11 protein-coding genes are annotated in these 9,027 nt (G+C 51.3%); 7 read left to right on the top strand and 4 right to left on the bottom strand.

The annotated features are described in order from the left end of the window. From map to KEM39_RS05230, 3 genes are all read left to right on the top strand, one after another. The coding region (gene map / locus KEM39_RS05240) for a type I methionyl aminopeptidase (protein WP_211709679.1) at window positions 1-606 on the top strand (606 nt) is incomplete at its 5' end. Between the two features lie 153 nt (window positions 607-759). Further along, window positions 760-1,059 carry a helix-turn-helix domain-containing protein gene (locus KEM39_RS05235; protein WP_107819570.1) on the top strand — a complete coding sequence of 100 codons (300 nt, stop codon included), beginning with the start codon at window positions 760-762 and terminating at the stop codon, window positions 1,057-1,059. A 237-nt stretch (window positions 1,060-1,296) separates the two neighbouring features. Continuing rightward, on the top strand, window positions 1,297-1,671 hold the full coding sequence (locus KEM39_RS05230) for a DUF7606 domain-containing protein (protein WP_002225721.1): 375 nt from the start codon (window positions 1,297-1,299) through the stop codon (window positions 1,669-1,671). A gap of 188 nt (window positions 1,672-1,859) precedes the next feature. Here the strand turns inward: KEM39_RS05230 and KEM39_RS05225 are convergent, their stop codons facing one another. The 3 genes from KEM39_RS05225 to KEM39_RS05215 form a co-directional block, all read right to left on the bottom strand. After that, window positions 1,860-3,326 (bottom strand): malate:quinone oxidoreductase, encoded by a 1,467-nt coding sequence (locus KEM39_RS05225; RefSeq protein ID WP_118834172.1) that lies wholly within the window; start codon window positions 3,324-3,326, stop codon window positions 1,860-1,862. Window positions 3,327-3,709: 383 nt separating this feature from the next. Then, window positions 3,710-4,300 carry a GNAT family N-acetyltransferase gene (locus KEM39_RS05220; protein WP_118834173.1) on the bottom strand — a complete coding sequence of 197 codons (591 nt, stop codon included), beginning with the start codon at window positions 4,298-4,300 and terminating at the stop codon, window positions 3,710-3,712. Window positions 4,301-4,360: 60 nt separating this feature from the next. Beyond that, window positions 4,361-4,942 carry a 5-formyltetrahydrofolate cyclo-ligase gene (locus KEM39_RS05215; protein ID WP_002255531.1) on the bottom strand — a complete coding sequence of 194 codons (582 nt, stop codon included), beginning with the start codon at window positions 4,940-4,942 and terminating at the stop codon, window positions 4,361-4,363. A gap of 77 nt (window positions 4,943-5,019) precedes the next feature. Between KEM39_RS05215 and KEM39_RS05210 the strand changes: the two genes are divergently transcribed. The 4 genes from KEM39_RS05210 to pyrH all read left to right on the top strand — a co-directional run bounded on the left by KEM39_RS05210 (window position 5,020) and on the right by pyrH (window position 8,075). Further along, complete coding sequence (locus KEM39_RS05210) at window positions 5,020-5,253, top strand: hypothetical protein (protein ID WP_002255532.1); 234 nt, start codon at window positions 5,020-5,022, stop codon at window positions 5,251-5,253. A 172-nt stretch (window positions 5,254-5,425) separates the two neighbouring features. After that, entirely contained in the window at window positions 5,426-6,154 is a 729-nt protein-coding gene (rpsB, locus tag KEM39_RS05205) for a 30S ribosomal protein S2 (RefSeq protein WP_002243114.1), read from the top strand. A gap of 128 nt (window positions 6,155-6,282) precedes the next feature. After that, window positions 6,283-7,137, top strand: a complete 855-nt coding sequence (tsf, locus tag KEM39_RS05200) for a translation elongation factor Ts (RefSeq protein ID WP_127244807.1) — start codon at window positions 6,283-6,285, stop codon at window positions 7,135-7,137. A gap of 218 nt (window positions 7,138-7,355) precedes the next feature. After that, window positions 7,356-8,075 (top strand): UMP kinase, encoded by a 720-nt coding sequence (gene pyrH / locus KEM39_RS05195; protein ID WP_118997391.1) that lies wholly within the window; start codon window positions 7,356-7,358, stop codon window positions 8,073-8,075. A gap of 369 nt (window positions 8,076-8,444) precedes the next feature. Here pyrH and KEM39_RS05190 read toward each other — a convergent pair whose 3' ends face one another. After that, the gene (locus KEM39_RS05190; protein WP_118997390.1) at window positions 8,445-8,984 is read right to left on the bottom strand and encodes an SMI1/KNR4 family protein; all 540 of its coding nucleotides are present in this window, start codon (window positions 8,982-8,984) and stop codon (window positions 8,445-8,447) included. Window positions 8,985-9,027 lie beyond the last annotated feature (43 nt).

Here is a 9,027-nt window from a genome sequence, read left to right as displayed (position 1 = left end):
GCCCCCCTCCACTACGGCAACCCGCCCTACCCCAAATCCTGCTGTACCTCCGTCAACCACGTCATCTGCCACGGCATTCCCGACAATAAGCCGCTCAAAGAAGGCGACATTATCAACATCGACCTCACCATCAAGAAAGACGGCTTCCACGGCGACTCCAGCCGTATGTTTACCGTCGGCAAAGTCTCCCCCATCGCCCAACGTCTGATCGACGTAACCCACGCCTCTATGATGGCTGGCATAGAAGCCGTCAAACCCGGCGCGACGCTGGGCGACGTAGGCTACGCCTGCCAACAGGTTGCCGAAAACGCCGGCTATTCCGTCGTACAGGAATTTTGCGGACACGGCATCGGGCGCGGTTTCCACGAAGCCCCGCAAGTGTTGCACTACGGAAAAAAAGGACAAGGCCCCGTTCTAAAACCGGGTATGATTTTCACCGTCGAACCGATGATCAACCAAGGCAAACGCCACCTGCGCATCCTTAACGACGGCTGGACGGTGGTTACCAAAGACCGCTCCCTCTCCGCCCAATGGGAACACGAAGTCTTGGTTACCGAAACCGGCTACGAAATCCTCACCGTCAGCCCCGCCTCCGGCAAACCCTGAAGCCAGACGTATCCACCCCATAAAAACAAACAATGCCGTCTGAAAAAACGGCAGATATAATATACAATATAAAAACAAGCTTGACCCGGCACATTACAAAAACAAAGCAAATCGGGATTTGCCCCGCAACCAGAAAAACTTAAAGGAAATTTTATGAAAATATTTGAAAATATAGAAGATGTTAAAGCCATCCGTAAAAAGACCGGGCTGAACCAGATAGACTTCTGGGGCAAGGTCGGCGTTACCCAATCCGGAGGCTCGCGCTACGAAACCGGCCGCAAGATGCCCAAACCCGTACGCGAACTGCTCCGCCTCGTCCATATCGAATGCCTCGATTTGGCGAAAGTCAACAAAAAAGATATGGAAATCGCCGCCCTGTTGAAAAAACACCATCCCGACCTGTATGCCGAATTGTCCAAACAGACCAAGGCCGAAAGAAAAAAACAAGGTTAAACCGCAACCTCCGGATGCCCGGAGGTTTTTCATTTCCAAAAAACGCAAACAATGCCGTCTGAAACACCGGACAGGCTGCCGTACCCCGCCTGCCGCCCCTGCATCAAACTGCCGAACCGCCCGAACCTGCCTTTTTACAAACTTTATCCAATTTCCTGTTTATTTCAGGATACGCCGACATTAGAATGTCAAACAGTCCGAAACGGGCAAACTCCACATCTATCCAAAGGAATAAAAATGAAACTTCTGACCACCGCAATCCTGTCTTCCGCAATCGCGCTCAGCAGTATGGCTGCCGCCGCTGGCACGGACAACCCCACTGTTGCAAAAAAAACCGTCAGCTACGTCTGCCAGCAAGGTAAAAAAGTCAAAGTAACTTACGGCTTCAACAAACAGGGTCTGACCACATACGCTTCCGCCGTCATCAACGGCAAACGCGTGCAAATGCCTGTCAATTTGGACAAATCCGACAATGTGGAAACATTCTACGGCAAAGAAGGCGGTTATGTTTTGGGTACCGGCGTGATGGATGGCAAATCCTACCGCAAACAGCCCATTATGATTACCGCACCTGATAACCAAATCGTCTTCAAAGACTGTTCCCCACGTTAATCAGACAACAAAAAAACAGCGTTTTCAGAAATGAAAACGCTGTTTTTTTGACCGTTCCATTATTCGCAAAAGGGAAAAAACGATTACCTGCCCCGTGTATCAAAACCTGCCCTGCCGGATGAAGGGCATAACTGGCAGGGACGGCATCAACACCATATGGGGGTACGGCTTTTCTTGAAAGATTCGGCTTAAATATCCAACACTTTCGCGGTATAGGCGATAATTTCATCCGCCCTTTCGGGGTTTTCGTTCAACTTGATGCCGTAACCCGGTACCAGCTCTTTCAGACGGCCTTCCCAAGACGGGGCGCGCTCGGGGAAGCATTGGTGCATCAGTCGGATCATCAGCGGCACGGCGGTCGATGCGCCCGGCGACGCGCCCAGCAATGCGGCGAGCGAGCCGTCGGCGTGGGCGACAATCTCCGTACCAAACTGGAGCACGCCGCCTTTTTCGGAGTCTTTTTTAATGATTTGGACGCGTTGCCCTGCGGTGATGAGTTCCCAGTCGTCGGGGTTTGCCTCGGGGTAATATTCCAGCAGGGAGGCGAAGCGTTCTTCTTTGGTTTTACGCAATTCGCCCAGCAGGTATTTGGTCAGCGGCATATTCGCCCAGCCGGCGCGCAGCATAGGATAGAGGTTGTCCATATGGATGGACAGCGGCAAATCCATAAGCGAGCCTTGCTTGAGGAAGTTGGAACGGAAGCCTGCGTAAGGACCGAACATAAGGTGGCGTTTGCCGTCCACGTTGCGTGTGTCGAGGTGCGGGACGGACATCGGCGGCGCGCCGACGGAAGCCTGCCCGTACACTTTTGCGTTGTGTTGTTCGGCGGTTTCGGGGTTGCTGTTGCGGAAGAACAGGCCGGACACGGGGAAGCCGCCGTAGCCCTTGCCTTCGGGGATGCCGGATTTTTGCAGCAGGGTCAGCGCGCCGCCGCCCGCGCCGAGGAAGAGGAAGCGGGTGCGGAGGGTGAGCTGCCCGTCGGGGTTGCGGGTATCGGCGGTTTTGAGCACCCACGCGCCGTCGGATTCGCGTTTGATGTCTTCGACGTGGCGGTTGAACTCGGTTTTTACGCCCTTGCCCTGCAAATATTTCACCATCTGGCGCGTCAGCCGTCCGAAATCGACATCCGTACCTTCGGCGGAGTAGTTGGCGGCGACGGGTTGGTTTTCATCCCGACCGCGCATCATCAGCGGAGCCCAATCGGAAATTTTGTTCCGATCGGTGGAAAATTCCATATTTTCAAAAAGTTTCTGCGTTTTAAACACATCATAGCGTTTTTGCAGGTAACGGCAGTGGTCTTCATTCATCACCAAAGACATATGTGGCACGGCATTGACGAAAGAATTATCTTCCAACTTGCCTTCCGCAACCAGCGTCGCCCAAAACTGACGGCTGACATGGAACTGTTCGGCAATATTGAGGGCACGCGTCGGATCGATAATCCCATTTGCACCCAGCGGCGCATAGTTCAATTCGCACAGCGCGGAATGCCCCGTGCCGGCGTTGTTCCACGCGTTTGAAGATTCCAACGCCACATCTTCCAAGCGTTCAATCAGGGTGATTTCCCAAGACGGTTCGAGTTCTTTGAGCAAAACGCCCAAAGTCGCGCTCATAATGCCGCCGCCCACCAAGACAACGTCTGTCGCTTCAGCCATGGTTTACTCCTAAAAAACAGGCATCTTCTGCCCTTATGGTTATTTGCCGTACTACAAACGCCTGAATCGCAAAAGCAGGGGAAACCGGCAATGGTGTGTGTCCGAGCACGCTGTTTCGGGGTTGGAATGCGTTGCAAGTATGGCTTCCGACACCGCTTCAGGGGCTTGTAATATGTTATCGTGAATGTAGTGGATTTTACTGGGAAATGCAAAGTTTTTCTGTCGCCCGCCAAGCCGGGAAACTGCGAAATGGAAAATAAAAATAGTTATTTATCTATATATATCAAATTTTTAATAGATAAAAAATCAAAATTGTTTATATATTAATTTTTAAAAGATTGTCAGCATATTGCGTTAAGTTTTTTAAATTTGAAAATACTGCCTCATACCTGCACGCCATATCCCGCCAACCTGCCGGTCAGGATTTCCCTGTTTTTGCACCAATCTTTCCTCAGCATACTGTACACAACCGTATCGCGCACACTGCCGTCTTTACGGAGCATATGCATACGCAGCACACCGTCTTTTTCCGCGCCCAGCCGTTCGATGGCACGTTGCGAGGCAAGGTTCAGAATATCCGTGCGCCATCCCACGCAACAGCAAGCCAAAACATCGAACGCGTAATCCAACAACATGATTTTGCAACAGGTGTTTATCCGTGTCCGTTGTGCCGATGCCGCATACCATGTAAACCCAATATCCAAACGCGGAATCTGCGGTTCAAAATGATAATACGCCGTTGTCCCGACCACCCTGCCCGCCTCTTCATCGACAACCGCAAACGCCAAACGCGTTGCCAATGCTGTCCCGATATAGTCTGCCACCCTATCCGGATGGGGCGCGGACGTTACCCCCAGCTTCCAAACCTCCCCATCGCAAACCGCCTCGCGCAAACCCGTTTCATGATGCACATCCAACGGTTCGAGACGAACGCCGCCCAACGACAAGACCGGCAGTATTATCCTTTCCGACATCCTTTTCTCCCAATATTCCGCCTTCAGACGGCATTTCCGCCCGAAATGCCGTCTGAACGGCTAAAAACACAATATTCCCGCCTCCGACACAAAACCGTCCAGCGGCAGGTCGTGCGCCTCGCGCGGCAGCGTGCCGACCAGTTGGCAGGCAAAGCCTACGCCCACGGTTTTTGCCTGCAAACGGTATTTCATCGCCGCAAGCGTCGCATCGTAATAGCCGCCCGCCTGCCCCAAACGGTAGCCTTCGAGGTCTATGCCGACAAGCGGGACGAGCAATACCGACAAACCGTGCACGCGGATTTTGCGCCCTGCAAACTGCGGCACGTTCAACTTCGCCCTGCCCCGTATGCGCTCCCGTTCCATTCCGCTTTCAGGATACGGCGTAAACCACATCCGCCGCGAACGCGGTTCGATATAAGGCAGATAAAGTTTTGCACCGCGTTTTTGCGCCGCACGGACGAAACCGTCCAGCCGCAGTTCGTTGCCTATCGGCCAATACACGCCGATTTTCCGCCCTTTTTTAATATAACGCTTGAGCAGGCGGTTAATCGTTTGCCCCGCCGCCAACCGCCCTTGATGCCCCATCTGTGTGCGGGCGCGACGCAATTCTCGGCGCAGGGCGTGTTTTTCCTCGTTCCTCATTTCAGACGGCCTTTCAGGATTGCGGTAGAATGTTGCGATTATAACGATTTTGTTAACATTCAAACAGGACGCACACAATGTGGCACATCGTCGCCATCGGCTATCTTTTTGTTGCCGTTATGTATTCCGCCGCGCAGCCGAGTATTGCGCGCGCCTTGATTTATTTGGTTTTTTGGGCGGTTCTGCCCACCGTGTTCACGGTTTGCACCATCACCGTCCGCCGCCGCAACCGCCTGATGAGACAGCAGGAACAGGCAGAATTCGAAGAGCAGCGCGCACAACGGCAAAAAGACAGCGGCACAAAACCCTGAATCCCTTTTCAGACGGCATCTTATCCGCTATAATTCGTCAGTTTTCCATTTCGGAAACACACTATTTTTTAAAACTTATGCCCACTTTCGCCGAAGGGTGCTTGACAATAGGCGCGGCCTATCAAGTTCTATGCGATTGAATGTGTGCCCTTAACCCTTTCAAGGAAATAACATGTCTCAAATTACTATGCGTCAGATGATTGAAGCCGGTGTCCACTTCGGCCACCAAACCCGTTTCTGGAACCCGAAAATGGCTCAATACATTTTCGGTGCGCGCAACAAAATCCATATCGTCAACCTGGAAAAAACCCTGCCGATGTTCCAAGAGGCGCAAGAAGCCGTACGCCGTCTGGTTGCTAACAAAGGTACAGTATTGTTCGTCGGCACCAAACGTCAAGCGCGTGAAATCATCCGCGAAGAAGCTACCCGTGCCGGTATGCCTTTCGTTGATTACCGCTGGTTGGGTGGTATGCTGACTAACTACAAAACCGTTAAGCAATCCATCAAACGCCTGGAAGAAAAAACTGCTGCCCTGGAAAACGCTGCTGAAGGCGGTTTCAACAAAAAAGAAATTCTGGAAATGCAACGCGACGTTGAAAAGCTGGAACGTTCTTTGGGCGGTATCAAAAACATGAAAGGCCTGCCTGACGCGATTTTCGTTATTGATACCGGTTACCAAAAAGGTACTCTGGTTGAAGCTGAAAAACTGGGTATCCCTGTTATCGCCGTAGTCGATACCAATAACAGCCCAGACGGCGTGAAATACGTCATCCCCGGCAACGACGACTCCGCCAAAGCCATCCGCCTGTACTGCCGTGGCATCGCTGACGCAGTTTTGGAAGGCAAAAACCAAGCGCTGCAAGAAACTGTAGCCGCTGCCCAAGAAGCTGCTGCCGAGTAATTCGGTACACAGAAGAGGGGCGTTATGCCCCTTTTCTCAAATATGCCGTCTGAACGTCCGTTCGCGGCACACGATTCCCGAATGCGGAAAATCCTTTCCGCATTTCCCAAAAATCTAGGAGATTCAAAATGGCAGAAATTACTGCAAAAATGGTTGCCGACCTGCGCGCCGCTACCGGCCTGGGCATGATGGAATGCAAAAAAGCCTTGGTTGAAGCTGAAGGCAACTTCGACAAAGCCGAAGAAATCCTGCGTATTAAATCTGGTGCGAAAGCCGGTAAACTGGCTGGCCGTACTGCTGCCGAAGGCGTATTGGCTTACGCGATCAACGGCAATGTCGGCGCATTGGTTGAAGTAAACTGCGAAACCGACTTCGTTGCTAAAGACGCCGGCTTCGTAGAATTTGCCAACTTCGTTGCTAAAACCGCTGCCGAGAAAAAACCGGCTTCTGTTGAAGAACTGAGCGAACTGGTTGAAGCAGAACGTAAAGCCATCATCGCCAAATTGGGCGAGAACATGTCTGTCCGCCGCTTCCAAGTGATCGACACTGCCAACCAACTGGTTGCCTACATCCACGGTGCTTTGGCTACCGAAGGCGTATTGGTTGAGTACAAAGGCTCTGAAGACGTAGCACGCAAAATCGGTATGCACATCGTTGCCGCCAAACCGCAATGCGTAAGCGAAGCCGAAGTAGATGCCGAAACCGTTGAAAAAGAACGCCACATCTACACCGAACAAGCCATCGCTTCCGGCAAACCTGCCGACATCGCCGCCAAAATGGTTGAAGGCCGTATCCGCAAATTCTTGGCTGAAATCACTCTGAACGGCCAAGCTTTCGTGATGAACCCCGACCAAACTGTTGCCCAATTCGCTAAAGAAAACGGCACTGAAGTGGTCAGCTTCGTACGCTACAAAGTAGGCGACGGTATCGAGAAAAAAGCCGTCGATTACGCGGCAGAAGTAGCCGCTGCCGCCAAAGTGTAAGGCACTTATGAAAAAGAAAGCACCTGGATTCCAAACGAATCAGGGTGCTTTTTTTTGAGAAAACCGTTTACGGTACCTATTTTAAGACGACCGAATATAAAGGCCGTCTGAAAACAAAACAATAATAAACCGACACACCCTATCATTAATATTCCGACCGTTTGAAAATTCAGACGGCCCAACTCCGACCGACGACATTCAAGAAAGCAAGGTATCCCATGACACAGCAAATCAAATACAAACGCGTATTACTGAAACTCTCCGGCGAATCCCTGATGGGTTCCGATCCGTTCGGCATCAATCACGATACCATCGTTCAAACTGTCGGCGAAATTGCCGAAGTCGTTAAAATGGGCGTACAGGTCGGCATCGTCGTGGGCGGCGGCAATATTTTCCGGGGCGTATCCGCCCAAGCAGGCAGCATGGACCGTGCCACCGCCGACTACATGGGTATGATGGCGACCGTGATGAACGCCTTGGCACTCAAAGACGCATTTGAAACCTTGGGCATCAAAGCGCGCGTACAATCCGCACTGTCTATGCAGCAAATTGCCGAAACCTACGCCCGCCCCAAAGCCATCCAATATTTGGAAGAAGGCAAAGTCGTGATTTTCGCCGCCGGCACCGGTAATCCGTTCTTCACGACCGACACCGCCGCCGCATTGCGCGGTGCGGAAATGAACTGCGACGTGATGCTCAAAGCCACCAACGTTGACGGCGTATACACCGCAGACCCCAAAAAAGACTCATCCGCCACGCGCTACGAAACCATTACTTTTGACGAAGCCTTGAACAAAAACCTCAAAGTCATGGACGCGACCGCCTTTGCGCTCTGCCGCGAACGCAAACTCAATATTGTCGTCTTCGGCATCGCCAAAGAAGGCTCGCTCAAACGCGTGGTAACCGGTGAAAACGAAGGCACGCTGGTTCACTGCTGATTGCCCATAAGGCCGGCAGATATAGTCGCATATGGGCTTCAGACAGCCATTTATTATATGGAGATTAACAAGCCTAAACCCATCCTGCCTCACGCATCAATTTTTCATATGCCGACTATATTGCCTTCCATTTGAAAATGCCGTCTGAACAATGTTCAGACGGCATTTTTCCTTTCATTAGACAAACCGCCTTGCAGCAGGCGGACAAAATCGGCATAAGGGCAACGCCGTAAAGGTTTGACCTAAGCACCGACAAAACCGCCGAAAACAGGCGGCACGTTCCGCCGAACTGTTTCCCTTACGGATTCAAACGGTTACCCGTTATTTCGCTCGTTTTCACTTGATGATTTCAGTTTTTCAACCACCGTTTTATATTTCCTCGTCAATAAACTCATCTTCATGCCGCAAGCTGTGGATAAAGGTTTCAAAATCGGGGGCAAGTTCGACGATTTCAAAATCCGATTCTTGTTCGACAAACACCACTTTCGGCTCTCCGTCTTTTCCACACTCCCGATAGTCCAAGGCAAACAGGGCATGTCCTCCCGACGGGTCGTTGGCAAAATACACGCCGATAGGAGGATACTCCCATTCTTCCAGCCAAAGTTTTTGCCCTGTTTCGCCGCACAGGCTTCCTTCTTTTTCAAAACCGATGCCCGATACCTCGCAAATTTGCACATGATCTTTCGCCCACGAATTTCTCTGCGTGGTTGGAAAACAGGTTTTTATAAATATCCCGCCGTTTTGTACTCCCATCAATTCAATAAAACTTTGCGGCAATTTATAGCCTAGCTCACTTTCTACGGCAGCCAAAATTTCAGGGGTAAACGGGGCTTCTTTGTAGTTTTCATCTGCCCAACTGTCGGATTCCCACACAGAGGGCAAATCAAAATCTTTAAAAACTTGGGACATAATGTTCTTCCTTATTGATTTCAGTGATAACAGAGGGTGGGTA

Source organism: Neisseria sp. Marseille-Q1983, from assembly GCF_018224585.1.
GTDB classification, from domain to species: domain Bacteria; phylum Pseudomonadota; class Gammaproteobacteria; order Burkholderiales; family Neisseriaceae; genus Neisseria; species Neisseria polysaccharea.
Note: the sequence above shows the minus strand (reverse complement) of the source record. Positions and strands in the feature narration are given on the sequence as shown.

Coding starts and splice junctions, on each gene's coding strand:
- KEM39_RS05235 (WP_107819570.1), top strand. CDS start 760: ATGAAAATATTTGAAAATATAGAAGATGTTAAAGCCATCCGTAAAAAG.
- KEM39_RS05230 (WP_002225721.1), top strand. CDS start 1,297: ATGAAACTTCTGACCACCGCAATCCTGTCTTCCGCAATCGCGCTCAGC.
- KEM39_RS05225 (WP_118834172.1), bottom strand. CDS start 3,326: ATGGCTGAAGCGACAGACGTTGTCTTGGTGGGCGGCGGCATTATGAGC.
- KEM39_RS05220 (WP_118834173.1), bottom strand. CDS start 4,300: ATGTCGGAAAGGATAATACTGCCGGTCTTGTCGTTGGGCGGCGTTCGT.
- KEM39_RS05215 (WP_002255531.1), bottom strand. CDS start 4,942: ATGAGGAACGAGGAAAAACACGCCCTGCGCCGAGAATTGCGTCGCGCC.
- KEM39_RS05210 (WP_002255532.1), top strand. CDS start 5,020: ATGTGGCACATCGTCGCCATCGGCTATCTTTTTGTTGCCGTTATGTAT.
- rpsB (WP_002243114.1), top strand. CDS start 5,426: ATGTCTCAAATTACTATGCGTCAGATGATTGAAGCCGGTGTCCACTTC.
- tsf (WP_127244807.1), top strand. CDS start 6,283: ATGGCAGAAATTACTGCAAAAATGGTTGCCGACCTGCGCGCCGCTACC.
- pyrH (WP_118997391.1), top strand. CDS start 7,356: ATGACACAGCAAATCAAATACAAACGCGTATTACTGAAACTCTCCGGC.
- KEM39_RS05190 (WP_118997390.1), bottom strand. CDS start 8,984: ATGTCCCAAGTTTTTAAAGATTTTGATTTGCCCTCTGTGTGGGAATCC.